Raw genomic sequence first — 22,604 nt, 5'->3', positions numbered from 1 at the left:
AGAGTGGGCACGAGTGCCGAGTTGAGGAGTGTGCGGGAGATGGAACAGGACCAGCAGATCCTGGCCAGGATCACGGCGATGGTCGAGGACGAGCACAAGCTCCGCGCCGCCCTGGCGTCCGGCGAGATCGACGACACGACGGAACACCAGCGGCTCGGCGAGCTGGAGCGCGAGCTCGACCGCTGCTGGGACCTGCTGCGGCAGCGGCGCGCGAAGACGGAGTACGGCGAGAACCCGGACGAGGCGAGCGCGCGCCCGGCCTCGCAGGTGGAGGGCTACCAGGGCTGACCTCGGGGGTGTCCGTGGCGTCGGCCGGGCTCAGCCCACCAGCCCCAGCACCGGACGCAGCCCTTCCGGCCGCTGCTGCACCGGCAGATGGTCCACGAGGTGCACCCGGCAGCCCAGTGCCGCCGCGCCGCCGTCCGCTTCCCGGCTGTCGCCGACCATGAGCGTGTCCTCGGGGGCCACCCCGAGTTCGGCACAGGCAAGCGCGAACAGCCGGGCGTCCGGCTTCTGGATGCCGTGCTCGTACGACAGGACGTACGCGCCCACGTACGCGTCGAGGCCGTGCGCCCGGAAGATCGGACGCAGGTCCCACCCGATGTTGCTGATCACACCGACGGCGATGTCGCGCTCCCGCAGTGCACGCAGCACTTCGACGGCATCGGGATACGGCGACCAGGCACCCGGCGTCATGTGCCGCTCGTAGAGCGCGTCGTACAACCCTGGCTCGGGGAGCGGTACTTGGCGGGCGGCGGCGGTGTACGCGGCGCGGTGCAGATCCGCGCTCTCGTCCCGGACCCGCCACAACTCACCCAGTTCCGCGGGCAGTCGCTCCGGCTGCGCCCCACCGGGCTGTGCCCCCGCCACCTCCAGTGCCTTGGCGGCCTGCGCCAACTCCCCTTCCGGGAGCGGGATCCCGGCCTCGTCCAGCGCGGCACGCAGCCAGGATTCGGTGGGCTCGATACGGAAGAGGGTGCCGGAGAAGTCGAAGAGGACTGCGGTCATGAGTGGATCTTACGGGGCGGGATTCCGGCGCGCGGCGAGATCACCGTCGTAGCGCCGGCCGGGACGTGACGGCCCCCAGCGCTCATGCACCCCCACCGCGACCGCCACCACCAGCGCTCCCAGGAGCCACCCGCCCAGCACGTCCGACGGCCAGTGCACGCCGAGCCAGATCCGGGTCAGGCCGACGCCGAGGACGGAGAGCACGGCCGCCGCCAGGGTCGTACGCCACAGGGCGCGGCCGGGGTCGTGGCGGTGCAGGAGCCACAGGAGGAGGCCGCAGGAGATCGCGGCGGTCATGGCGTGGCCGGAGGGGTAGGCCGCGTAGTGGGCCGAGTCGACGGGGTCGGGCCAGACTGGGCGCGGGCGGTCCAGGGCGGCCTTGAGGGACTGTTGCAGCAGGGTCCCCAGTGCGCAGGTGGCCGTCAGCCAGAGAGCCGTCCACCAGGCCGAGCGTCTGATCAGCCACACCACGACCACCGCGGACGCGACGCGCATCGTCCAGGGGTCCCAGACCCAGTCCGTGAGGATGCGGAAGGCGTGGGTCAGGCCTCGTTCGTCGACCGCCCAGTCGTGGGTGGTGCGGGCGATGTCGTCGTCGAGGCCGGTCAGTGGATGCCACTCGACCGCGACCAGGACCAGCAGCAGCGCGGAGCACAGGGCCAGGGCGGTGGCGCTGCGGACGGCGGTGCCGTGCCGGGGCGGGGAGTCGACGGGCAGGGTGTGCATACTGCGATCCTCGCCGACGGGTGGGGCGAGATGCCAATGCGGGGGCTGTCCCGGTGGCTGTTCCCGGAGGTGTCCCTGTGCCTGCCGCCGTGGCTATCCCAGGGCCCGCAGCCCCGGTCCGAACGCCACCAGCACCGGCACCACGGGCACCAGCGCGGCCGTCGCCGTCAGGCCCAGGCGGCGGGCCGCGGTGAGGCGATCGGGCGGGGCGAGGAGTCGGTTGACGCGGTGCGGGACGTGCGCCTGCGGCGTGGGGGAGGGGCCGAACACGCCCCGGTCCTCGTTGAGTTCGACCAGCGCGAGCGCGGTCGTGAGGCGGCCGTGGCGGCGGGACGCCATGTCGTCGGCGGAGAGTTCGACCAGACGGTGCATCTCAGCACGGAACGCGGCGAACACCGGCACCTGCGGGAACCCGCCCGCCAGCGCCCCCGAACAGTGCAACAGCCAGTCGTGCCGGGCCAGTTCGTGCCACCGCTCGTGCGCGAGGACGGCGTCCAGCTGCCGCCCCTTGAGCCGCCGCAGCGCCTCGGTGGTCACGACGAGTCCCGGTGCCGCACCCGGCAGCCACCAGGCATCCGCGCGCTCGGCCTCCAGCACCACCAGCCGACCCCGCACCGGCTCCTCGCCCGGCAACAGCGGTGCCTGCACGAGGAGTTCGGCCCGGCGACGCCGACGGCGCGCCCGCGCCCGTACGACCTCACGGACCAGCATCGCCGCGCTCCACGCCCCGGCACACGCCAGCGTGACCGCGGTCGCCGCCGCCCAGGGGCCGGTGGCCCGCAGCGCGTACGCCTCCATCACACCCCGCGGCGCACCGGCGAACACATGGCCGCGCACCGCCTGCCAGGCCGCCGCAGCGCTGAGCGTCATCGACAGCGCACAGCAGAGCAGTACGGCCGCCACCACGCACTGCCAGACCCAGAGGGCGACCACGGGTTCACGGTCCGGCCAGTCGGCCCGGGCGAGCAGCCTCGGGGCGACCACGGCGGCGAGAGCGCCGAGCAGCAACAGTGCTGCGGGGACCATCATGGCGATCACCCTATGAGCGCGGGGCCGCTCGGCACACGGTTCCGTACGCCGAAGTGACGCAGGCAACGGTTGTGCGTACCGCGGGGAGCCGCACTTCAGAGGGTGAGGAGCATCGCCACCATCCCGATCCCCATCGACAGCCGGCACGCCCGCGCCAACTCCGGCCGGTCGCCCCAGCCGACGCTCCCGCCACCGACGGCCACGGGTATCAGGCGGACGCCGGAGAGCAGGACGTACCCCGTGAAGTAGAGGAGCAACACCCCTGTCACCAAAGGGACTCCGGACGAGACGCCGTGCTCGGCGTGGTGTCCGGGGGAGACGGCCATCACCACCGCCATGTAGACCATGGCCGAGACGCCCACCAGATGATGCAGATGGTGCGGGCTCGTGCGCGCCGCCCACAGCGCGCGCAGCCCGGCGGCGCCGAACACGGCGGCATAGCCGGGCCAGGCCCAGGACGGCGGGCTGAACACGGCCGCCGGTACGGCCATCGCGGCCATCCCGAAGCCCATCAGCGCCTCGCCGCCGGCGGCCCGGCGCTGCTCCTCGACCCTGCTGCGCATGCGCAGCAGACAGTAGGCCCCGGTCGCCGCGCACAGCGCGACCAGCAGCCAGCCGGGCGAAGCCGGTCCGTGCACGCGCACCTCCCCGCTCGACGGTGTCGGACAGTCCGTCGATGCCCACGACACGCGGCGCGCAAGCAAGCGCAAGGGTGCACACGGGGAGCAATCGACGGAGCGCGGCAGGTGAGCGGAGGCGGCGGGGAGCGGGCACGGGTGGCGGAGGGCGGGCACGGGTGGCGGCTGAGGGTGCTCCCTTCACTTTATCATTTACGAGTAAAACACCTGCTAAAGTAATCTTTCATGAGCAGTGCGACCCCCGCCCCCACCACCCCACGCATCCGCCGTCTCCCGCTGGTCGGCGTCCTGCGCATGGGCCGCCCCTCGGACATCTGGTTCAAGCCCGCACTGAGCGTCGTCGTCTCGACCGCCCCGCCCAACCTGACCCTGCTGGCGCTGGGCCGGCTCGATCTGGCGATGTACACGATGGCCGGGTCGCTCTGCGCCCTGTACGCGCACAACCGTCCGTACGCCGCCCGGGCCCGCACCCTGGCCTGGGTCGTGCTCGGCATGCTCGCGGGCCTCGCCGTCGCCCTCACCGCGGCCTCCCTCACCGGCAGCGCCCTCGTGCTGGTCACCGTCGGAGCTCTGCTGGCCGCCGTACAGAAGGCGCTGTGCGACGCGACCCGCATCGGGCCGCCCGCGCATGTGATCTTCACCTTCATCACCTCGGCCGCCCTCTTCGCCCCGCAGGCTCTCGGCCAGATCCCCGGTCACCTGGCCCTGGCCGCCGCGGCCGGCGCCTGGGCCTGGCTCGTCGGCATGGCGCCGGTCCTGCTGCGCCCGCACGGACCGGAACGCCGGTCCACGGCACAGGCGCTCAATGCGGCTGCCGTGTATATCGACAGCCGCGCCAGCGGCGGCACGGACGAAGGCCACGACCGCGCCCGAGCCGCAGCGGCCGCCGCCATCCAGGCCGCCTGGCACTCCCTCCTCGCCACCGGTCCCCGCTCCACCCGTACCCGGCGTGCCCTCGAACGCCTCCTCGTCCGCGCCGAGCTCGCCCTCGCCGCGCCCGCCGACACCGATCCGGACCGGCTGCGCACCTGGGCGCGCGACCTGTGCGGCAGCGGACCCGTCCCGGCGGTCCCGACCCCTGAAGCGGCCGACGAACTCCTCGGCGTCGAGGCCGAACTCGCCGTCCCCGCCCGCCCGTTGTGGCACCGTCTCGGCCCTTACGCCCCGCTCGCCGTGCGCACCGCACTCGGCTGCGCCCTGGCCGGTTACGTCTCCCTGGCCCTCGGCGTCGGCCGCCCCTACTGGGCGCTGGTCACCGCCGCCTCCCTCTACCAGGCCAACCTCGCCCTCACCTGGACGCGCGGTGTGCAGCGGGTCGTCGGCAATCTCGCCGGTGTCCTCGTCTTCGCCGCCGTCGTCCCGCTCGCCCACCTCGCCCCGGCCGTCCTCGTCCTGTGCTGCCTCGCCTTCAACTTCGGCGCAGAGGCACTGATGAGCCGCAACTACTGGCTCGGCAGCGTCTGCGTGACTCCGATGGCGCTGCTCGTCACCGAGTTCGCCGGATTCCAGGAGCCCGGGCGGCTGATCACCGAGCGGGTCGTCGACACGCTCGTGGGCGCGCTGGTCGGCTTCGCGGCCGCCGTCGCCGTGACCAACCGGCGCGCGGGCGACCGCGTCGAGCACGCGCTGGCCGCCGCGGAGAGCGCCCGCGCACGCACCGCCCGCCTTCTCGCGACGCCGGGCCCGGCCCCCGGGGCCCTGGAGTCCGCCCGTCGCGGCCTCGCCGCCGCCCTGGTCGACCTGCGTGCCACCTTCGACGCGGCCTCCGGCGAGTGGTGGCAGCGCGCCCTGCCCCAGGAGCGGGTCGTGCGCGCCGAACAGGCCGGACACCGTACCCTCGCCGAGACGGCACGACGCCCGGGGACGGCACCTGGACGCGCGTAGGAGCACGAGTGCGGAGGACGTACGACCATGACGGCAACCAACCGGGAGACGGACCCGCGCCCCCAAGGCGGCGACACCGTCTCCGCGGTCGTCCGGCAGTGGCAGGCCGTCCATCCCGACCTCGACACCGGGCCCATGGAGATCATCGGCCGGGTCAACCGGTGCGCCGCCCTCCTCCAGCAGGCCGAGGACGCACCGCTGCGCCGGGCGGGCCTCAGCCGCCCCGAGTTCGACCTGCTGGGCGCGCTGCGCCGCACCGGCCACGAGCTGACCCCCGGCGAGCTGGCCCGCGAGACCTTCTCCTCGGGCGCCGCCGTCACCAAGCGCCTCAAGCAGCTGACCGAGCGCGGCTTGGTCGAGCGGCGCGGCGACAGCCGGGACCGGCGGGTCGCCCACCTCCGCCTCACCGACTCGGGCCGTGAACTCGTCGACGCGATCATGCCCGAGCAGCTCGCGTACGAGACCGCCGTACTGTCCGTCCTCGACCCCAAGGGGCAGGGTGAACTCGCCGTACTGCTGGGCGAGTTGCTGAGCCGCCTCGAAGGCACCCTGGGCGCGCTGCGCGTCTGAGCGCTCCCGCCCGACCAGGCCTTCGAGACGTCCGGAAGCCGGCCACCCGTTGACGTGATCGACACGCTGTCCTTACCTTCGACCAGGCCGGTTCGGAAAATCGACTGGCGTACGACATGTCGAACGAAGGAGGGGTGCCGTGGCAGTGGACCGGCTCACCGTCGACCTGGGCACGGAGACGGGCCCCTTCCACGGCGGTGCGAGCGGCACGCTCTACGGGCTGTACGGCGACGGAGTGCCGAGCCGCGCCGTCATCGAGGGCATGTACGTCCGCACGGTCACCACCAAGGCCCAGGACGGCGTCCAGCACCCCGGCGCCGACGCCCTGGAGATCCTGCCGTCCTTCGTCGCGGCGGGCGGCCGGGACGTCTACATCTACTTCCCCGACATCCACCGCGGCTTCCCCTACGAATGGCCGGGCGCCACCGGCGCGGAACGGCTCGGCACCTACCTGGCGAGCGTCCGCCGTCAGGTCGAACAGGTGCTGACGCTGGGCGCGCTCAAGTCCCATGTCGTGTACGTCCCGTTCAACGAGCCCGAGGGCAACATGTTCGGCACGGGGGAGTGGAGCCACGACCAGATCTCCTGGCGGACCGAACCCGGCCCCTACTTCGCGGCCTGGCAGCAGATCTACCACCTCATCAAGGGACTTGACCCCGGGGCGCGCATCGCGGGGCCCAACACCTGTGAGCTGTACCCCGAGGTGCGCGGCTTCCTGGAGTTCGCCAAGGAACAGGGCGTGCTCCCCGACGTGATGACCTGGCACGAGCTGTCCTCGCCGGACGAGGTCCGCACGAACGTCGCCAAGTACCGGGAGCTGGAACGGGAGTTGGGCATCGGCCCGCTGCCGGTCAACCTCAACGAATACGCGCACAACTACCACTTGTCCGTCCCCGGGCAGATGATCCAGTGGATCGCCGCCGTCGAGGAGTCCAAGGTCGACGCCGACATGGCGTACTGGAACATCGCCGGCAACCTCAACGACTCGGCCGTCGAGGCCAACAAGGGCAACGGCCAGTGGTGGCTGTTCAACGCCTACGGGCAGTTGACCGGGAACACCGTGCGCGTGACCGCGCCGCACCCCAACGTGCAGTACACGCTCCAGGGTGTCGCCGCGCTCGACCGGGAGAAGCGGCAGTCCAGGGTGGTGTTCGGCGGCGCGGCGGGCGCGGCCGACCTGGTCGTCGAGGGAGTCGACGCGGAGATCTTCGGGACGACGGTTCACGCGCGCTTGCTGGAGATCCCTTGGAGCGGCCAAGTCGGCGTGTCCGAGGGGCCGTTGCGCCTTCTGGACGCTGAACTGCCGGTCGTGGACGGCACGGTGACCCTGTCCCTCACCGACCTCGACGCGATGTCCGCCTACCAACTGACCCTGGCGCCCGGCGGCAACGGAGCCGAGCCGCTGCCGCCCTCACTCGTCTGGAGGCGGACGTACGAGGCCGAGGACGCGACCTACACCGGCTCCGGTTACTCCAGGAACGGTCCCGAGGGATCCCCGTCCGACGTCGACAAGTTCGCCACGTCCGGCGGCTTCCACGTGGGCGGCCTGCGCACCGACTCCGACGGCTTGCTGAGCTTCGACGTCGAGGTCCCGCGGGACGGCACGTACGAGGTGCGCGTCTTCGCCAACTCCCACAACCTGGCCGACTTGGTACGGGAGCACGGGCCCACCAACGTTTTCCTGCGCGTGGACGGCGAACGGCCGCGCGAACTGCTGCTGCCGCTCGGCTACAAGTGGGCGGTGTGGGGCCACACCGACACCGAGATCGACCTCACGGCAGGCCGGCACCGCATCACGCTCGCCGCCCAGGACCCCGAACTCGGCGCGACCGAGGGCGACGCCGTCATCGACAAGCTGGACCTGATCCTGCGCGACGACCAGGAATCCGACACGTACGACGCCGAGTTCGCGGCACTCGGCGCGGGCGCCCGCATCGACTACGACCACCTCGGCGCCTCGGGCCCCGGCACCGTCGTACTCCCGCGCGGCGGCACCGTCACCTTCTGGGTGCACGCGGCCGACGACGGCGAGGCGACGGTGACCGTCGACCTGCTCGGCCCCGGCGAGGGCCAACTCGCGGTCAACGGCGAGGAACTGGGCTCGGTCCAGTACGGCCCGGTCGCCCTCTTCCTGGCCGGAGGGATCAACAAGGTGACGGTCACCGGGAGTTCGGAGAAGCTGGTCGTCGACCGGCTCCGGGTCGGCCCCTCGCGTGGACTGCTGCCGACCACGGTGTACGCGGCCGAGGAAGGCATCCTCACCGGTACCGCGAAGGCGGCCGCACATTCCCGCGCGACCGGCGGCAAGGCGGTCGACGGCATCGGCGCAGGCCCGGACAACGCGCTCACGCTGACCGTGACAGCCGCACGCGCCGGCCGCCACGCCCTCACGATCCGCTACTCCAACGGCGAGCAGGCACCGGCGACCCACTACAACCCGGACCCGATCTGCCGCCACGCCGACATCGCCGTGAACGGGGTGGCCGCGCACCGCGCCTTGTTCCCCACGACCTTCCACTTCAACGACTTCCGGCAGCTCTCCGTCCCCGTCACCCTCGACGAAGGCACCAACACCCTCACCTTCACCGCCGACGAACTCCCGGACTTCGACGGCCGATCGACCAATCCGTACGGCCAACGCTCGGCCTACGCCCCGGTCATCGACCAGGTCACGGTGACACCGTTGGCCTGACCGACGTACTCTCCCCTTGTACCGCATCGCATGGCGGCCTCCAGCCCAGCACCCTGCCCCGGAGGTCCCGCATGTCCGTGCCCACCGTGCGCCCCTTCCACCGCGCCGACCGCGACCAGCTCACCGATCTGGTCAACGCCCATGTCTCCGCCGTCCTGCCCGGTGTCTCCGCCTCGGTGAACACCGTGCTCAGCGGGCTGGAACGGCAGCCCGGAGAGTTCATCACCGACCCGTGGGTGAGCGAGCGGGTGACGCTCGTCGTCGAGTCGCGGCGCCAAGTCGTGGGCGCCGCGCACCTGTTGCGCTACCGCGCCGACGACGAGGTCGGCGAGACCTATCGGGACGCCGGCGAGATCGACTGGTTCGTCTGCCATCCGCAGGCTTCCTTCCGGCCGGACGCCGAGCGGGCCGCCGACCAGCTGATGACCGCGTGCCTGGCCCAACTGGCCCGGTGGGACGTGCGCGTTCGGTACGCCGACGGTTCCGTGCCCGCCCCCGCCGTCTACGGGCTGCCGCGCAACTGGCCGCACATCAGGGCCGTTTACGAGCGGGCGGGCTTCCGACACGTCGGCGACACGGAGGTCGTCCTGATCGCCCGGGTGGCCGACCTTCCGGTGTCCCCGCCCGAGACCGGGACGACGTACGAGCGCACCCTGGGGGAGTGCGGCACCCGCATCACGGCGTACGCCGACGACCGCGCGCTGGGGTTCATCGAGGTCGACACGATCCTGGCCCGCGCCGAGCGGCATGCGCGCGTGGCGGGTCTCGCCGACATCGGCAATCTGTACGTCGTACCGGGCGCGCACGGCACGGGACTTGAGCGTCGGCTGCTGGGCGAGGCCGCCGACTGGCTCCGGCTGAGCGGAGTGGACCGTCTCCTCGCCTACGAGGGGGCCGGCGACCAGGCGGCGCTCGACCGGCTGCGTACCGCCGGGTTCCGGGAACTCACCCGCACCGACCGGCGCTGGGAGCACCAGCCCGGGTGAGCTCAGATGCCGGGCCGGGAACGGATCGGATGGTCGGCCGGTACCTCCACCAGCACGATCGGCGTCCCGTCCGGATCCTCGATCCACATCTCGATCAGCCCCCACGGCTCCTTCACCGGCGGCCGGACGACAGCGACCCCCTTGGCCCGCAGCTCCTCGTGCGCCACCGTCGCGTCCGCGACCTGGAGCCACAGGCGCACGGCCGGGGAGGGCGGGGTCTCGGAGCGGCCGGAGACCTCCAGGAAGCCGCCGCCGAGGAAGTAGACGGTGCCGCGCTCGGGGCCCGTACCGAACTCGCGGTAGACGGCGAGGCCCAGCCGATCGCCGTAGAAGACCCGGGAGCGCTCGGGGTCGGTGGGGCGGAGGAGGATTCTGCTGCTCAGTACATGCACCATGCACCCTGACCCTAGTAGCGGCGTTAGGCTCGGCCTTGCTCGCGCCACGCCACCGATCGGAGCCGCCCCCATGGACACCGCCGCCACCGGACTGACCTTCCGCGACGCCGTCGACACTGATGTCGACGCCCTCGTCGCGCTGATCGAATCGGCGTACCGCGGGGACGACAGCCGGGCCGGGTGGACCACCGAGGCGGACATCCTGGAGGGGCAGCGCACCGACCCGGAGGGTGTGCTCGCCGTCATCAAGAAGACCGACGGCCGGTTGCTCGCGGTCGAGCGGGACGGCGTGATCGTCGCCTGCTGCCAGCTCGAACACCGCGGTGACCACGCCTACTTCGGGATGTTCGCGGTCAGCCCGAAGCAGCAGGGCGGCGGTCTCGGCAAGGTGATCATCGCCGAGGCGGAGCGCGCGGCGCGCGAGACCTGGGGTGTCACGGAGATGCACATGACCGTGATCTCCGTACGCAACGACCTGATCGCCTGGTACGAGCGGCGCGGCTACCGCCGTACGGGACGGATGACGCCGTTCCCGTACGGCGACGAGCGCTTCGGTGTGCCGCAGCGTGACGACCTGCAGTTCGAGCTGCTGGTCAAGGAGTTGGTGTGACGTTCATGCGGTGAAGCGGCCGGTGCGCTTGATCTCGGGGTAGTCGGTGGTCGCACCGTCCAGCTCCAGGGCGCGCACCAGCCGCAGATGATCCTGCGTGTTCACCACCCAGCCGATGATTCTCAGGTCCGCCTTGCGGGCCTCCTCGACGACCTCCAGGGTGACCCGACGGATGTTGAGGCAGAGGGTCGTGGCCCCCGCGTCGACGGCCCGGGTCACGATGTCGGGGCCGAAGCGGCTGCCGATCAGGGCCGTGCGGACGCCCGGCACCAGCCGGCCGATCTCGGCGACGGCCTCGTCGTGGAACGAGGACACCTCGACCCGGCCGGCCAGGTCCCGCGCCAGCAGCACCTCGGCCAGCGCCCGCGCCGCCGCCACGTCCTTGATCTCGGCCTGCAGCGGCGCCTTCACGGCGTCCAGGACCTCCTCGAAGACCGGTACGCGCTCGCCGCGCCCCGCGTCCAGGGTGCGCAGTTCGGCGAGGGTCTTCTCGGCGATCGGCCCGGTGCCGTCGGTCGTGCGGTCGACATCGGTGTCGTGCATGACGACGAGGGCGCCGTCCTTGCTCAGGTGCAGGTCGAGTTCGATGACGTCGAGACCGCCCTGTTGGGCGGCGACGAAGGAACGAAGGGTGTTCTCGGGTTCCACACCCATGATCCCGCGGTGACCGATGGTAAGGAAGTTCAAGGTTCAACTCGCTTCCGTCGACGGCGGCTCGAAGCCCGCGCGGACCGGAGCGGACGGCCGCGCGGGCAGATCCGCAGCCTAATGGCCACGCCCCGCGATGTACCCGTGCGTACACAGGGGATCGGAGTGACGGGCGAAGGCGCGGATTGACCGATGGCCGGTTTCGGCACCCGGCTCCCCGGGTAGCGGCGCGATGGCCCTTTGGTGGCCCGCGAGGCTTCCGGCGGGAAAAAGTTCTGTTACGAACAGGGGAGGCAGGATAATCTCCCAAGATCCCCCTTGCTGGAAGGAAGCCTGTATGTATACGGTTTCCATACGCGAGGTTCTCCTGTGGAGGGTGGGACATGACGGAAATTCTTGTGCGGTCGGCTGAGGGAGAGCGGATCGCTCCCGCGACCAGGGTGGTCGAGCACCCGGCGTGGCCGGTGCTCAAGGATGCCGTGGAACGGATCCGGCCATGGCAGTCCAAGGACGGCTCGATCGACTTCGAGGCCGAGGGTGCGCCCGGCCGCGCGGACGCGGAGGACGCCGTACGACGTGTCGTGGCCGCCGTGGACGAGCTGTCCCCGCTGCTTCCGCACGACCGCGCCTACCACGAGGCCCTCGCCGCCGACCTGCGCCGCTGGGCCGAGGGCGGCTTCCAGGTGCCCGACTTCCTCGACTCGCTGCTGGCCTTCCAGCCCGCCGCCAACCGCGCGGACGGCCTGCAGCACCTGGTCGTCTTCCCGATGTACACGCAGAACGGCAACCCGGACCGCAACCTGGAAGCGGTCGTGCTGCGCATGGTCTGGCCGGACTGGCTGGCCGAGCTGGAGCGCACGCGCTACGACAACGCGCTGTTCTGCGGCATCACCTTCGAGGACTTCACGGCCGGCTACGACACCAACTCCGCCGTCCTCTTCCCGGAGACGATCGCCGTGCGCGAGGCGCCGGAACGGTTCTCCTGGGGCGGTATCTTCTGCGACCGCGAGGCCGCCCGCTTCCGCCGGGTCACCGCGGCCGCCGTCGACATCCTCGGCGTCGAACTGCCCGCCGACGTCGCCGCGATGGTCCACGACCAGAAGCGCTGCGAGGAGGCCTTCGTCCTGTGGGACATGGTCCACGACCGCACCCACAGCCACGGCGACCTGCCCTTCGACCCGTTCATGATCAAGCAGCGCCAGCCGTTCTGGATGTACGGCCTCGAAGAGCTGCGCTGCGACCTCACCGCCTTCAAGGAGGCCGTCAAGCTGTCGGCCGACGGCGTCCCGCAGGCCCGTGACGTGCAGTACGCGGTCCTCTTCGACCGCATGTTCCGCTTCCCCGTCACCGGCGAGCGCGTGCGCAACTACGACGGCCTCGGCGGCCAGCTCCTCTTCGCCTACCTGCACAAGCACGACGTCGTCCGCTGGACCGACAACAAGCTGCACATCGACTGGCAGCGCGCCCCCGAGGTCACCAACCGGCTCTGCGCCGAGATCGAGGACCTCTACCGCGCCGGCATCGACCGCCCCAAGCTCGTCCACTGGTTCAAGGCCTACGAGCTCGTCTCCACCTATCTCGCCCCGCACCCGGGCTCCCGCTGGGCCAAGGGCCCCGACGCCCTGGACCTGAGCCTGCCGCCGCGGAAACTCGTGGATGACGTGCTTCCGGACGAGTTTCCCCTGAGCATGTTCTATGAGGCCCTCTCCAAGAAGCTGAAGAACGTGATCGCCGAGACCAAGGGCATCACGGCGGAGAGCGCCGAGCGGATCGCCGCGTGAGCGACCGCACCACCAGAACCACTGCTCAGGAGGCGAAGAACATGGGGAACGGCGCTCTCAGCGGTGCGGTGATCGCGGTGGCCGGCGCGGGCGGACCCGCGGGCCGGGCGGCGCTGCTGCGTCTGGCCGAGGCCGGCGCGTCGGTCGTCGGCGCGGACAACGACCCGGAGCGGCTCGCGGAGGCCGTGGACGCGGCCCGCTACGCCTCGGGCGGTGCCACCGTCACCGGCGAGCCGGTCGACCTGCTGAGCCTGGAGTCCACCCGCGACTGGGCCGACCACATCGAGAAGGAGTTCGGGCGGGTCGACGGCCTGGTCCACCTCGTCGGCGGCTGGCGCGGCAGCGAGACCTTCACCAAGACCAGCCTCGACGACTGGGACTTCCTCGAACTGCTGCTGATCCGCACGGTCCAGCACACCTCCCTGGCCTTCTACGAGGGCCTGCAGCGCAGCGACCGCGGCCGGTACGTGCTGATCAGCGCAGCCGGCGCAACGAAGCCGACCGCGGGCAACGCCTCGTACGCCGCCGCCAAGGCCGCCGCCGAGGCCTGGACGCTCGCGCTCGCCGACGCCTTCCGCAAGGCGGGGGGCACCGACACGCTGGACTCCGCGGCTGCGATCCTGGTGGTCAAGGCGTTGGTGCACGAGGCGATGCGCGCCGAGCGGCCCAACGCGAAGTTCGCGGGCTTCACGGACGTCAAGGACCTGGCCGACGCCATCGTCGGTGTCTGGAGCGAGCCCGCCGCAGAAGTGAACGGAAAGCGCCTGTGGCTGACCGAGCAGCCGTGAACCCTCCCCGTACCGACGCGCGTCGCCACCACGACCCGGAGCTCCGCGGCTTCGCCAGTGACAACTACGCCGGCGCCCACCCGGAGGTGCTGGCCGCCCTGGCCCTGGCCAACGGCGGCCACCAGGTCGCGTACGGCGAGGACGACTACACCGACCACCTCCAGGCGATCGTCCGCAGCCACTTCGGTCCTACGGCGGAGGCCTTCCCGGTCTTCAACGGCACCGGCGCCAACGTCGTCGCGCTCCAGGCGGTCACCGACCGCTGGGGCGCGGTGATCTGCGCCGAGAGCGCGCACATCAATGTCGACGAGGGCGGCGCCCCCGAGCGCATGGGCGGCCTCAAGCTGCTCACGGTGCCCACGCCCGACGGCAAGCTCACGCCCGAACTCATCGACAAGCAGGCGTACGGCTGGGACGACGAGCACCGGGCGATGCCGCAGGTCGTCTCGATCACCCAGAGCACCGAACTCGGCACGCTCTACACGCCGGACGAGATCCGCGCGATCTGCGACCACGCTCACGCGCACGGCATGAAGGTGCACCTGGACGGCTCCCGCATAGCCAACGCGGCGGCCTCTCTGGACGTCCCGATGCGGACGTTCACGAATGCGGTCGGCGTCGACATCCTCTCCCTGGGCGGGACGAAGAACGGCGCGATCTTCGGCGAGGCGGTCGTCGTCATCAACCAGGACGCCGTCAGCCACATGAAGCACCTGCGCAAGCTGTCCATGCAGCTCGCCTCCAAGATGCGCTTCGTTTCAGTGCAGTTGGAGGCCCTGCTCGCCAAGGACCTCTGGCTGCGCAACGCCCGCCACGCCAACGAGATGGCCCAGCGCCTCGCCGAGGGCGTCCGCTCGGTGCACGGGGTGGAGATCCTCTACCCGGTGCAGGCCAACGGGGTCTTCGCTCAACTCCCGAACGACGTGAGCGAGCGGCTCCAGCAGCGGTTCCGGTTCTACTTCTGGGACGAGGCCGCGGGGGTCGTGCGCTGGATGTGCGCGTTCGACACTACGGAGGACGACGTGGACGCGTTCCTGGCGGCGCTCAAGGAGGAGATGGCGCGCTAGGCGTTCGCTCGGCGTGCCGAAGATCTCGACGCATAGGTATGCGGTCACCTGAAAAGTCATTGACGTTCGGGTGATCGCTTTCCTATGCTCTGCAGGCATGGAGCTGATCCAGAACACCCCCGATCTGTCCGCATACTTGGCCGCTGACGAGGCAATCGACCACGAGCATCCGCTCGTGCGCGAGACGGCCGCGCGCCTGGCCGGGAGGGCCGCAGACTCGTATGCCTATGCACGGCTCGCCTTCGAATTCGTGCGCGACACCATTCCGCACTCGCAGGACTCGGGCGACATGCGCGTCACCTGGCGTGCCTCCGACGTCCTGGAGCAGGGCACCGGCATCTGCTACGCCAAGGCCCACGCCCTGGCGGCGCTGCTGCGGGCCGAGGACATCCCTACGGCGTTGTGCTACCAGAAATTCGACGTGGTCCACGGTCTGGTCGCCGTCCGCTTCAACGGCGCCTGGCATCGGCAGGATCCCCGGGGCAACAAGCCGGGCGTGGACGCGCAGTTCTCCCTCGACGGTGAACGGCTGGCCTTCGCGCCCGACCCTGAGTTCAATGAGCTGGACTATCCGGTACTGTACGCTGAACCGCATCCGGTCGTGCTGAACGCCCTCAAAGCCGCATCCGACCGGCCGCACCTGTGGAAGACGCTCCCGACCGCACTCTGAGGCAAGCCATGACCCTCTCGCTGACCGTGTCCCCCGACGTCCGCGCCATCGCCCCCGGCTTCACCCATGTCGCGATCGAGGCGCACGGACTCGTCAACGGCCCCAGCACGGAGGAGAGTTCGGCCCTCCTCGACGACGCGAGCCGCCGCCTCGCCGCCCGCCTGGACGGCCGCGCCCCGCACGAGGACCCGCACATGGCCGCCTGGCGCGAGGTCTACACGGCGTTCGGCTCGAAGCCCTCACGCACCCGCAACTCGGCGGAGGCGCTGGCGAAAAGGGCGCTGTCGGAGGCAGGGCTGCCCCGGATCAACGTGCTCGTCGACCTCTACAACGCCATCAGCGTCGCCCACCTGATCCCCGTCGGCGGCGAGGACCTCGACCGGATCCAGGGCGGAATGCACCTCGTACGGGCCACCGGCGACGAGGACTTCGTGACCGTGGCCGGGGGTGAGGAGACCGTCGAACACCCCGACGCGGGCGAGGTGGTGTGGCGCGACGAGAAGGGCGTGACCTGCCGCCGTTGGAACTGGCGCCAGGGCCCCCGCACCCGCCTCACCGAGGAGACCGTCTCGGCACTCTTCCTGCTGGAGAGCCTGGCCCCGATGCCGGTCGCGGAGGTCGAGTCGGCCGGGGCCGAACTCGCGGAGCTGCTGGGCAAGTTCAGCCCGGGGGCACGGATCGACGTGCGTCGGGCGGCCGGGGCCTGAACTCGGGCCGATCGACGGAGGGCCGCCGACCGCAGTCGGCCGCCCGTCCTACGTCAGAGGGCCTCCGCCGCCTTCACCTCTTCCGGCGTAGGAGCCGTGCCGCCCAGGTGGGCCGGCATCCACCAGGTGTCGTTGGCGTCCTTCGGACGGACGGGGTAGGCGCGCTGGGCGGCCTCCAGGAGTTCCTGGACGCGCTCGCGGAGTTGGCGGGTGATGGCGCCCGCGTACTTGTCCCGGGAGGCCTCGATCGCCTCGCCCACGCGGATCGTGATCGGGATGTGGCTGCGCTTGAAGTTGCGCGGCTGGCCCTTGGTCCACAGGCGCTGCGTGCCCCAGACCGCCATCGGGATCAGCGGTACGCCGGCTTCCTGCGCCATGCGCGCGGCACCCGACTTGAAGCTCTTGAGCGTGAACGACGGAGAGATCGTGGCCTCCGGGAAGACCCCGATGACCTCGCCGGACTTCAACGACTCCAGCGCGTGCGCGTAGGCCGTCTCGCCCTGCTTGCGGTCCACCGGGATGTGCTTCATGCCGCGCATCAGCGGACCGGAGATCTTGTGCCGGAACACGGACTCCTTCGCCATGAAGCGAACGAGACGTTTCTGCGGGAGGGCCGCCAAGCCGTCGAAGACGAAGTCCAGATAGCTGATGTGGTTGCTCACCAGCACGGCGCCGCCCGAGCGCGGGATGTTCTCCGACCCCTGGCAGTCGATCTTCAGGTCCCACGCCTTGAACAGCGCCTGGGCGAAACCAACGACGGGACGGTAGACAAGCTCTGCCATGGACGGAGTGGGCCCTTCCTTCTCGGCCAGGGAAGGGAGCTCCCGGCGGGAAAGCTACGCAGCCGTAGGTTTACGGCATCTCGCAGATCGTGCCCCAAGAACGCCCGGGGAGCCACCCCAAGTGCCTGTGAACCGCGAGATCCTCGTCACGTCGGCGCCCAGTGATCCACCTCGGGCTTTTAAGTGCCCTTTACTTCCCGATCACTCCGCGCGGGCGGTCACGCGACGCAGGACCAGGTACATCTCGCACCCCAGGCAGTACCCGAACGCGCTATTGAGGAAAGCCGCCGCCAACGCGGCCCCCGTCGCGGCCAGTCCGAGCCACTCGGGACCCAGCGCGAAACCGACGAGCCCGACGACCGCGAAGGCCAGTCCGACCGCCTGCGCGAACCGCGGCGGCTCCGGCGGCTCGAACTCGGTCGGCGGCCCGATCCGGGGACGTACCGCCTTGCGGAACAGCCAGCCGTACGGCGACCGTCCCACCCCGCCCGCGGCGCCCAGCGCGAACGCGAGCGTCTGCCAGGCGAGCAGCCAGACGTTCCCGGTGATCAGCACGACCGCCAGTACGACGGTCGTCAGGGCCGCGCCGAATCGGGGGCCCCGCACATCGATGTCCATGAATCAAGCATTCCGCAACCGAGACGATTCCGGGGGGCGGGAATCTTTGCAGTCTCGTGAATGCTTGTGCAGGTGATGACCGGACTCGTGGTGTGCGTGGCGGTGCTCGCGATGGCGAGCGCCTACGGAGTGCTGCATCGGCGGCGGAGCGGGAGGGTACGGGTGCGCGGGCGCGACGACGGAAAGCGGCTCGGCGCGGGCGAGTTGGGCGCGGAACTCGGCGAGCGCGCCACGCTCGTGCAGTTCTCCAGCGCCTTCTGCGCGCCCTGCCGGGCGACCCGGCGGGTCCTGGGCGAGGTCGCGGGACTGGTCCCGGGCGTGACCCACGTCGAGATCGACGCCGAGGAGCACCTGGACCTCGTCCGGGAACTCGACATCCTCAAGACCCCGACCGTGCTGGTCCTCGACGCCGACGGCCGGGTCGTCCGGCGTGCCACCGGCCAGCCGCGCAAGGCCGACGTCATCGCGGCACTGGGGGAGGCGGTTTGACGACTGTGTCGCGGACGGTGAGGCATCTCCCATATGCCGGAACGTACTTGACTGTGCGTACCACCTATCGTCAGCCTGACCGTATGCCTTCGGAACTCCTTCTCTTCGAGCGGGTCCACGTGGACCTCGCCCGCACCGCGAGTGCGCGCTGTCCGGGCTGCTGAGCAGCCACGGATCCGCTCGTCCCTCTTCCCAGAAGGAACAACTCCATGACGGCCACGCCCGACCTCGGCGCCCGTACCCCTCAACTCGCCTCTCCCGACCTGCTGCGCTCCGTCTTCCGCCGGCATGCGGCAGGCGTCGCGGTGATCACCGCCCGCGGTGAGACGGGCCCGGTCGGCTTCACCGCCACCTCGCTCTCCTCCGTCTCCGCCGAGCCCCCGCTCCTCTCCTTCGGCATCAGCACCGGCGCCTCCAGCTGGCCGGCGATATCGGCCACAGAGCACATCGGCGTCCACATACTCGGGGAGCACCAGCAGGAGTTGGCGGCCACCTTCGCCAGAAGCGGCGCCGATCGCTTCGGTGCACCCACCGTCTGGCGCGAGGGTCCCGAAGGAGTTCCGGTCCTCGACGACGTCCTCGCCTGGCTCGTGTGCCGGGTTCACGCGCGCGTGCCCGCGGGGGACCACCGGGTCGTCCTCGCCGAGGTCGTGCTCGGCGACCCGGCCGGTCCCGGCCGTCCGCTCCTCTACCACCAGGGGCGCTTCAGCGGTCTGCGCGACTAGAACTGCCGCCGCCGTTCTGCGAAGCCGTCGAGTTCCGATTACGCTGCGTTGCACAGGTCACAGTTCAAAGCGCTTGCTTAGCGGGCAGGAACTGGGTGTACTGGCGAGTAATATTTCGTTCGGAGCGCAGGCCGCCCCGACCGGGATCGGCCGCTTGAGGCGCCTATGCTGCCTTCAAGAGGCAGCCGAAAAAAAGACGAAGCAGTAGGAGAGCCGGCGTGAGCTTGAGGATCGTTGTCACTGTGAAGTACGTGCCCGACGCCACTGGCGACCGGCACTTCGCCGATGACCTGACCGTCGACCGGGACGACGTGGACGGTCTGCTCTCCGAACTGGATGAGTACGCGGTCGAGCAGGCACTGCAGATCTCGGAGAACTCCGACGACGACGTGGAGATCACCGTCCTGACGGTGGGTCCGGAAGACGCCAAGGACGCGCTGCGCAAGGCGCTTTCCATGGGCGCGGACAAGGCGATCCACGTCGAGGACGACGACCTGCACGGCACGGACGCGATCGGTACCTCGCTGGTGCTGGCGAAGGCGATCGAGAAGGCCGGCTTCGACCTGGTCGTCTCCGGCATGGCCTCCACCGACGGCACCGCGGGCATCGTCCCGGCGCTGCTGGCCGAGCGCCTGGGTGTCCCGCAGGTGACCCTGCTGTCCGAGGTGACGGTCGAGGACGGCGTGGTCAAGGGCCGCCGTGACGGTGACACCGCCTCCGAGCAGCTGGAGGCCTCCCTCCCCGCGGTCGTGTCGGTCACCGACCAGTCGGGCGAGGCGCGTTACCCCTCCTTCAAGGGCATCATGGCCGCGAAGAAGAAGCCGGTCGAGGCCTGGGACCTGTCCGACCTGGAGATCGAGACGGACGAGGTCGGCCTGGCAGGCGCCTGGACCGCCGTCGACTCCGCGGCCGAGCGCCCGGCGCGCACCGCGGGCACGATCGTCAAGGACGAGGGCGAGGGCGGCAAGCAGCTCGCCGAGTTCCTCGCGGGCCAGAAGTTCATCTAAGGCCGCAGGCCCAACTCGCTTTCCTCCCCTCAGACTTCGCAAGCACGCAGGAGACCATTCCCATGGCTGAAGTTCTCGTCTACGTCGATCACGTGGACGGTGCCGTCCGCAAGCCCACCCTGGAGCTGCTGACCCTGGCCCGCCGCATCGGCGAGCCCGTCGCGGTCGCCCTCGGCTCGGGTGCCGCCGACACCGCCGCCGCGCTCGCCGAGCACGGCGCCGTCAAGGTCCTCACGCACGACGCGTCCGAGTACGCCGACTACCTCGTCGTCCCCAAGGTCGATGCCCTCCAGGCCGCCGTCGCGGCCGTCTCCCCGGTCGCCGTGCTGGTGCCGTCCTCCGCGGAGGGCAAGGAGATCGCCGCCCGTCTCGCGCTGCGCATCAAGTCCGGCATCCTCACCGACGCCACCGACCTCGAAGCCGGTGACGAGGGTCCGGTGGCCACCCAGTCGGTGTTCGCCGCCTCCTTCACCACCAAGACCCGTGTCTCCCAGGGCACCCCGGTCATCACCGTCAAGCCCAACTCCGCCGCCGTCGAGGCCGCTCCGGCCGCCGGCACGGTCGAGGCCCTGGACGTCACGTTCTCCGAGCAGGCCACCGGCACCAAGGTCACCGCGCGCACCCCGCGCGAGTCGACCGGCCGTCCGGAGCTGACCGAGGCCGCGATCGTGGTCTCCGGCGGCCGCGGCGTCAACGGCGCCGAGAACTTCGCCATCATCGAGGCCCTCGCCGACTCCCTCGGCGCGGCCGTCGGCGCCTCCCGCGCCGCGGTGGACGCGGGCTGGTACCCGCACACCAACCAGGTCGGCCAGACCGGCAAGTCGGTGTCGCCGCAGCTCTACATCGCCAACGGCATCTCCGGCGCGATCCAGCACCGGGCCGGCATGCAGACCTCCAAGACGATCGTGGCGGTCAACAAGGACGCCGAGGCCCCGATCTTCGACCTCGTCGACTACGGCGTCGTCGGCGACCTCTTCGACGTCGTCCCGCAGCTCACCGAAGAGATCAACACCCGCAAGGGCTGAGCCCGTTCGGGGCTGACGCCCTGATTCGTGCGAGGGCTGTACGAGGCCCCCGTGACCGTACCGACGGTCGCGGGGGCCTCCGCTCATCCCAGGGCGATCGACGCCTGCACGGGCAGGTGGTCGCTGGGGAACTGACCGTTCCGGGAGAAGGTGTTGATCGTCGCCCGGTGCGTGCGTACGCCCGGCGAGGTCAGGATCCAGTCGATGCGGTCGCCGTTCGGCCTGGGCTCGCTGAAGCTGTGGAACGTCCCGTACAGGGCGCCGCGTTGTTCCGCCACGTCCCAGGTGTCGACGAGCCCCGAGCCCACCAGGGTGTCGTAGGCCCGGTTCTTGTGCGCGGCGACGTTGAAGTCGCCGGTCACCACGACGGGCAGCGTGCGGTCGAGCTGGGCGATCCGCTGGGTCATCAGCGTGGCGCTGCGCTCGCGCGCGTACTGGCTCACATGGTCGAAGTGGGTGTTGAGGACGTAGAACTCCCGTCCCGCGTCGGCGAGATCGCGGAAGCGGACCCAGGTGACGATGCGGGGGAAGGCGGCACCCCAGGTGTTCGAGCGGATGACCTCCGGGGTGTCGGAGAGCCAGAAGGTGTAGTGCTCGACGGGGAGCAGGCGCCGCAGGTCGTAGTAGATCGCCGTGGACTCGTCGCGGCTGCCTCCCTCGCGGCCGGTGCCGACCCAGTCGTAGTCCGGCCCGAGGTCGCTGTCGATGTCGCGCAGTTGCTGGTAGAGGCCCTCCTGGGTGCCCATGATGTGGGGGCGCGCGCGGTGCAGCAGTTCGCGCATCACCGGCCTGCGGTCGCGCCAGCTGTTGGGTTCGGCGGTGCTGGCGAAGCGCAGGTTGAAGGTCATGACATCGAGCAGGGGTGCCGGGCGCGCGCGGCGCACCTGCGGTCCGGCGGTGGCGGGCGCAACGGTCGGCGAGGCCGATGACGCGGGGATCGCGGCACTGGAGAGGGGCACGGTGACCGCCGCGGCCAGCACGGCTTTCAGGCCCAGACGGCGGGTGACTCGGCGAGGGCTCGGCACGGAGGCTCCTTCGGTGGCAAAAGCCGGACGAGTCGTGCGAATGGCGAGTCGTGCGGGTGGCGGGTCAGGCGTACACAAGGGTGGTACCCGGGGGTGATACCCCCGGATGAGATCGGCGTGAACATGTCGGGATGGCCGAGTGGCTCCCCGTGGACACGGTGTTGACCATCCCGAAGGTGCCCCGATAACTTCATTCAACGGATTGTTGATTCCGTACAGTGGAAAACAGGAGGGTGCGGGATGGGTCAGGGCCAGCAGGAGAACGTGTCGACGAGCCTCGCGGGCGCCGTCAGCGGGGAGATCAGCGCCTCCCTCGCCCCGGTCGACGCCGAACTGGAGCGCCGCTACCCCGGAGACCCCGGCACCCGCCAGCCCGTCCACACCGTGTACGTGCCCGGTGACGTCTTCGCCGCCGACACCGTCCGCTCCTGGGGCGACCGGGCGCTCGCCGCCCTCGACGAACACGCCCCCGACGCCGCCTCCTTCGCCGCGGTCCTCGGTCTGAGCGACGACCTCGCCGAGCCCGTGCACGCGCGCGTGCGGGCCAAGTTGGAGCGCGAGCCCATCGAGGACCTGCGCGTGGACTTCGAGGACGGATACGGCCCCCGCCCGGACGCCGAGGAGGACGAGGCGGCGGCCCGCGCGGCCCGGCTGATCGCGGAGGCGTACGCGAAGGGGACCGCGGCGCCGTACATGGGCATCCGGATGAAGTGCATGGAGGCGCCGGTGCGGGA

The 22,604-nt window shown here is 70.8% G+C and carries 25 protein-coding genes; 16 read left to right on the top strand and 9 right to left on the bottom strand.

The features are described 5' to 3' along the window. Positions 1 to 39 precede the first annotated feature (39 nt). Complete coding sequence (locus tag ACWDR3_RS25130; RefSeq protein WP_124000994.1) at positions 40 to 288, top strand: DUF2630 family protein; 249 nt, start codon at positions 40 to 42, stop codon at positions 286 to 288. A gap of 30 nt (positions 289 to 318) precedes the next feature. On the opposite strand, the gene ACWDR3_RS25125 is transcribed toward ACWDR3_RS25130, so the two are convergent. From ACWDR3_RS25125 to ACWDR3_RS25110, 4 genes are all read right to left on the bottom strand, one after another. Next, positions 319 to 1,008: an HAD family hydrolase gene (locus tag ACWDR3_RS25125; RefSeq protein ID WP_450354796.1), complete on the bottom strand. Its 690-nt coding sequence runs from the start codon at positions 1,006 to 1,008 to the stop codon at positions 319 to 321. Between the two features lie 9 nt (positions 1,009 to 1,017). Next, the gene (locus ACWDR3_RS25120) at positions 1,018 to 1,734 is read right to left on the bottom strand and encodes a phosphatase PAP2 family protein (protein WP_450354795.1); all 717 of its coding nucleotides are present in this window, start codon (positions 1,732 to 1,734) and stop codon (positions 1,018 to 1,020) included. Positions 1,735 to 1,827: 93 nt separating this feature from the next. After that, a complete protein-coding gene (locus ACWDR3_RS25115; RefSeq protein WP_450354794.1) occupies positions 1,828 to 2,763 on the bottom strand; it encodes a M56 family metallopeptidase in 936 nt (311 codons plus the stop codon). Between the two features lie 95 nt (positions 2,764 to 2,858). Next, positions 2,859 to 3,401 carry a DUF5134 domain-containing protein gene (locus ACWDR3_RS25110; protein ID WP_450354793.1) on the bottom strand — a complete coding sequence of 181 codons (543 nt, stop codon included), beginning with the start codon at positions 3,399 to 3,401 and terminating at the stop codon, positions 2,859 to 2,861. 225 nt (positions 3,402 to 3,626) lie between these two features. Here ACWDR3_RS25110 and ACWDR3_RS25105 point away from each other — a divergent pair, with 225 nt between their 5' ends. From ACWDR3_RS25105 to ACWDR3_RS25090, 4 genes are all read left to right on the top strand, one after another. After that, complete coding sequence (locus tag ACWDR3_RS25105; RefSeq protein WP_450354792.1) at positions 3,627 to 5,285, top strand: FUSC family protein; 1,659 nt, start codon at positions 3,627 to 3,629, stop codon at positions 5,283 to 5,285. 27 nt (positions 5,286 to 5,312) lie between these two features. Continuing rightward, complete coding sequence (locus ACWDR3_RS25100) at positions 5,313 to 5,855, top strand: MarR family winged helix-turn-helix transcriptional regulator (protein WP_450354791.1); 543 nt, start codon at positions 5,313 to 5,315, stop codon at positions 5,853 to 5,855. 139 nt (positions 5,856 to 5,994) lie between these two features. Then, a complete protein-coding gene (locus ACWDR3_RS25095) occupies positions 5,995 to 8,547 on the top strand; it encodes a cellulosome protein (RefSeq protein WP_450354790.1) in 2,553 nt (850 codons plus the stop codon). A gap of 71 nt (positions 8,548 to 8,618) precedes the next feature. Then, positions 8,619 to 9,533 (top strand): N-acetyltransferase family protein, encoded by a 915-nt coding sequence (locus ACWDR3_RS25090; protein WP_450354789.1) that lies wholly within the window; start codon positions 8,619 to 8,621, stop codon positions 9,531 to 9,533. 2 nt (positions 9,534 to 9,535) lie between these two features. Here the strand turns inward: ACWDR3_RS25090 and ACWDR3_RS25085 are convergent, their stop codons facing one another. Next, positions 9,536 to 9,928, bottom strand: coding sequence for a VOC family protein (locus ACWDR3_RS25085; protein WP_450354788.1), 393 nt, complete (start codon positions 9,926 to 9,928; stop codon positions 9,536 to 9,538). A 70-nt stretch (positions 9,929 to 9,998) separates the two neighbouring features. On the opposite strand from ACWDR3_RS25085, the gene ACWDR3_RS25080 reads away from it, so the two are divergent. After that, complete coding sequence (locus ACWDR3_RS25080) at positions 9,999 to 10,538, top strand: GNAT family N-acetyltransferase (RefSeq protein WP_450354787.1); 540 nt, start codon at positions 9,999 to 10,001, stop codon at positions 10,536 to 10,538. 3 nt (positions 10,539 to 10,541) lie between these two features. On the opposite strand, the gene ACWDR3_RS25075 is transcribed toward ACWDR3_RS25080, so the two are convergent. Continuing rightward, a complete protein-coding gene (locus ACWDR3_RS25075) occupies positions 10,542 to 11,225 on the bottom strand; it encodes a glycerophosphodiester phosphodiesterase (RefSeq protein ID WP_401726252.1) in 684 nt (227 codons plus the stop codon). 344 nt (positions 11,226 to 11,569) lie between these two features. On the opposite strand from ACWDR3_RS25075, the gene ACWDR3_RS25070 reads away from it, so the two are divergent. From ACWDR3_RS25070 to ACWDR3_RS25050, 5 genes are all read left to right on the top strand, one after another. After that, positions 11,570 to 12,967: a DUF6421 family protein gene (locus ACWDR3_RS25070; RefSeq protein ID WP_450354785.1), complete on the top strand. Its 1,398-nt coding sequence runs from the start codon at positions 11,570 to 11,572 to the stop codon at positions 12,965 to 12,967. 41 nt (positions 12,968 to 13,008) lie between these two features. Continuing rightward, positions 13,009 to 13,755, top strand: coding sequence for an SDR family NAD(P)-dependent oxidoreductase (locus ACWDR3_RS25065; protein ID WP_450354829.1), 747 nt, complete (start codon positions 13,009 to 13,011; stop codon positions 13,753 to 13,755). Next, a complete protein-coding gene (locus ACWDR3_RS25060) occupies positions 13,752 to 14,822 on the top strand; it encodes a threonine aldolase family protein (RefSeq protein ID WP_450354784.1) in 1,071 nt (356 codons plus the stop codon). Before ACWDR3_RS25065 ends, ACWDR3_RS25060 begins: the two co-directional genes overlap by 4 nt. A gap of 97 nt (positions 14,823 to 14,919) precedes the next feature. Then, positions 14,920 to 15,492 carry a transglutaminase domain-containing protein gene (locus ACWDR3_RS25055; protein WP_450354783.1) on the top strand — a complete coding sequence of 191 codons (573 nt, stop codon included), beginning with the start codon at positions 14,920 to 14,922 and terminating at the stop codon, positions 15,490 to 15,492. A gap of 8 nt (positions 15,493 to 15,500) precedes the next feature. Next, a complete protein-coding gene (locus ACWDR3_RS25050) occupies positions 15,501 to 16,199 on the top strand; it encodes a B3/B4 domain-containing protein (RefSeq protein WP_450354782.1) in 699 nt (232 codons plus the stop codon). 53 nt (positions 16,200 to 16,252) lie between these two features. Here the strand turns inward: ACWDR3_RS25050 and ACWDR3_RS25045 are convergent, their stop codons facing one another. Both ACWDR3_RS25045 and ACWDR3_RS25040 read right to left on the bottom strand, forming a co-directional pair. After that, on the bottom strand, positions 16,253 to 16,981 hold the full coding sequence (locus ACWDR3_RS25045; protein WP_450354781.1) for a lysophospholipid acyltransferase family protein: 729 nt from the start codon (positions 16,979 to 16,981) through the stop codon (positions 16,253 to 16,255). A 201-nt stretch (positions 16,982 to 17,182) separates the two neighbouring features. Beyond that, entirely contained in the window at positions 17,183 to 17,599 is a 417-nt protein-coding gene (locus tag ACWDR3_RS25040) for a DUF4395 domain-containing protein (RefSeq protein ID WP_450354780.1), read from the bottom strand. A 75-nt stretch (positions 17,600 to 17,674) separates the two neighbouring features. Between ACWDR3_RS25040 and ACWDR3_RS25035 the strand changes: the two genes are divergently transcribed. The 4 genes from ACWDR3_RS25035 (at position 17,675) to ACWDR3_RS25020 (ending at position 20,845) form a co-directional block, all read left to right on the top strand. Then, positions 17,675 to 18,088: a TlpA family protein disulfide reductase gene (locus ACWDR3_RS25035; protein ID WP_450354828.1), complete on the top strand. Its 414-nt coding sequence runs from the start codon at positions 17,675 to 17,677 to the stop codon at positions 18,086 to 18,088. Positions 18,089 to 18,297: 209 nt separating this feature from the next. Next, positions 18,298 to 18,813, top strand: a complete 516-nt coding sequence (locus ACWDR3_RS25030) for a flavin reductase family protein (protein ID WP_450354779.1) — start codon at positions 18,298 to 18,300, stop codon at positions 18,811 to 18,813. Between the two features lie 218 nt (positions 18,814 to 19,031). Further along, a complete protein-coding gene (locus ACWDR3_RS25025; RefSeq protein WP_450354778.1) occupies positions 19,032 to 19,820 on the top strand; it encodes an electron transfer flavoprotein subunit beta/FixA family protein in 789 nt (262 codons plus the stop codon). 62 nt (positions 19,821 to 19,882) lie between these two features. After that, positions 19,883 to 20,845 carry an electron transfer flavoprotein subunit alpha/FixB family protein gene (locus ACWDR3_RS25020; RefSeq protein ID WP_450354777.1) on the top strand — a complete coding sequence of 321 codons (963 nt, stop codon included), beginning with the start codon at positions 19,883 to 19,885 and terminating at the stop codon, positions 20,843 to 20,845. 83 nt (positions 20,846 to 20,928) lie between these two features. Here ACWDR3_RS25020 and ACWDR3_RS25015 read toward each other — a convergent pair whose 3' ends face one another. Continuing rightward, a complete protein-coding gene (locus tag ACWDR3_RS25015) occupies positions 20,929 to 21,870 on the bottom strand; it encodes an endonuclease/exonuclease/phosphatase family protein (RefSeq protein ID WP_450354776.1) in 942 nt (313 codons plus the stop codon). Positions 21,871 to 22,110: 240 nt separating this feature from the next. Between ACWDR3_RS25015 and ACWDR3_RS25010 the strand changes: the two genes are divergently transcribed. Beyond that, positions 22,111 to 22,604, top strand: a 494-nt coding sequence (locus ACWDR3_RS25010) for a DUF6986 family protein (RefSeq protein ID WP_450354775.1), incomplete at its 3' end; no start/stop codon positions are given.

Source organism: Streptomyces sp. NPDC001002 (genome assembly GCF_053599215.1).
This window is presented reverse-complemented; position numbering and strand designations above follow the sequence as displayed.

What these genes read in the sequence shown, in the direction of transcription:
- ACWDR3_RS25080 (WP_450354787.1), top strand. Translation starts at nt 9,999, where the DNA reads ATGGACACCGCCGCCACCGGACTGACCTTCCGCGACGCCGTCGACACT.
- ACWDR3_RS25040 (WP_450354780.1), bottom strand. Translation starts at nt 17,599, where the DNA reads ATGGACATCGATGTGCGGGGCCCCCGATTCGGCGCGGCCCTGACGACC.
- ACWDR3_RS25120 (WP_450354795.1), bottom strand. Translation starts at nt 1,734, where the DNA reads ATGCACACCCTGCCCGTCGACTCCCCGCCCCGGCACGGCACCGCCGTC.
- ACWDR3_RS25045 (WP_450354781.1), bottom strand. Translation starts at nt 16,981, where the DNA reads ATGGCAGAGCTTGTCTACCGTCCCGTCGTTGGTTTCGCCCAGGCGCTG.
- ACWDR3_RS25070 (WP_450354785.1), top strand. Translation starts at nt 11,570, where the DNA reads ATGACGGAAATTCTTGTGCGGTCGGCTGAGGGAGAGCGGATCGCTCCC.
- ACWDR3_RS25105 (WP_450354792.1), top strand. Translation starts at nt 3,627, where the DNA reads ATGAGCAGTGCGACCCCCGCCCCCACCACCCCACGCATCCGCCGTCTC.
- ACWDR3_RS25115 (WP_450354794.1), bottom strand. Translation starts at nt 2,763, where the DNA reads ATGATGGTCCCCGCAGCACTGTTGCTGCTCGGCGCTCTCGCCGCCGTG.
- ACWDR3_RS25035 (WP_450354828.1), top strand. Translation starts at nt 17,675, where the DNA reads ATGACCGGACTCGTGGTGTGCGTGGCGGTGCTCGCGATGGCGAGCGCC.
- ACWDR3_RS25050 (WP_450354782.1), top strand. Translation starts at nt 15,501, where the DNA reads ATGACCCTCTCGCTGACCGTGTCCCCCGACGTCCGCGCCATCGCCCCC.
- ACWDR3_RS25125 (WP_450354796.1), bottom strand. Translation starts at nt 1,008, where the DNA reads ATGACCGCAGTCCTCTTCGACTTCTCCGGCACCCTCTTCCGTATCGAG.
- ACWDR3_RS25085 (WP_450354788.1), bottom strand. Translation starts at nt 9,928, where the DNA reads ATGGTGCATGTACTGAGCAGCAGAATCCTCCTCCGCCCCACCGACCCC.
- ACWDR3_RS25065 (WP_450354829.1), top strand. Translation starts at nt 13,009, where the DNA reads ATGGGGAACGGCGCTCTCAGCGGTGCGGTGATCGCGGTGGCCGGCGCG.
- ACWDR3_RS25055 (WP_450354783.1), top strand. Translation starts at nt 14,920, where the DNA reads ATGGAGCTGATCCAGAACACCCCCGATCTGTCCGCATACTTGGCCGCT.
- ACWDR3_RS25100 (WP_450354791.1), top strand. Translation starts at nt 5,313, where the DNA reads ATGACGGCAACCAACCGGGAGACGGACCCGCGCCCCCAAGGCGGCGAC.
- ACWDR3_RS25090 (WP_450354789.1), top strand. Translation starts at nt 8,619, where the DNA reads ATGTCCGTGCCCACCGTGCGCCCCTTCCACCGCGCCGACCGCGACCAG.
- ACWDR3_RS25020 (WP_450354777.1), top strand. Translation starts at nt 19,883, where the DNA reads ATGGCTGAAGTTCTCGTCTACGTCGATCACGTGGACGGTGCCGTCCGC.
- ACWDR3_RS25130 (WP_124000994.1), top strand. Translation starts at nt 40, where the DNA reads ATGGAACAGGACCAGCAGATCCTGGCCAGGATCACGGCGATGGTCGAG.
- ACWDR3_RS25030 (WP_450354779.1), top strand. Translation starts at nt 18,298, where the DNA reads ATGACGGCCACGCCCGACCTCGGCGCCCGTACCCCTCAACTCGCCTCT.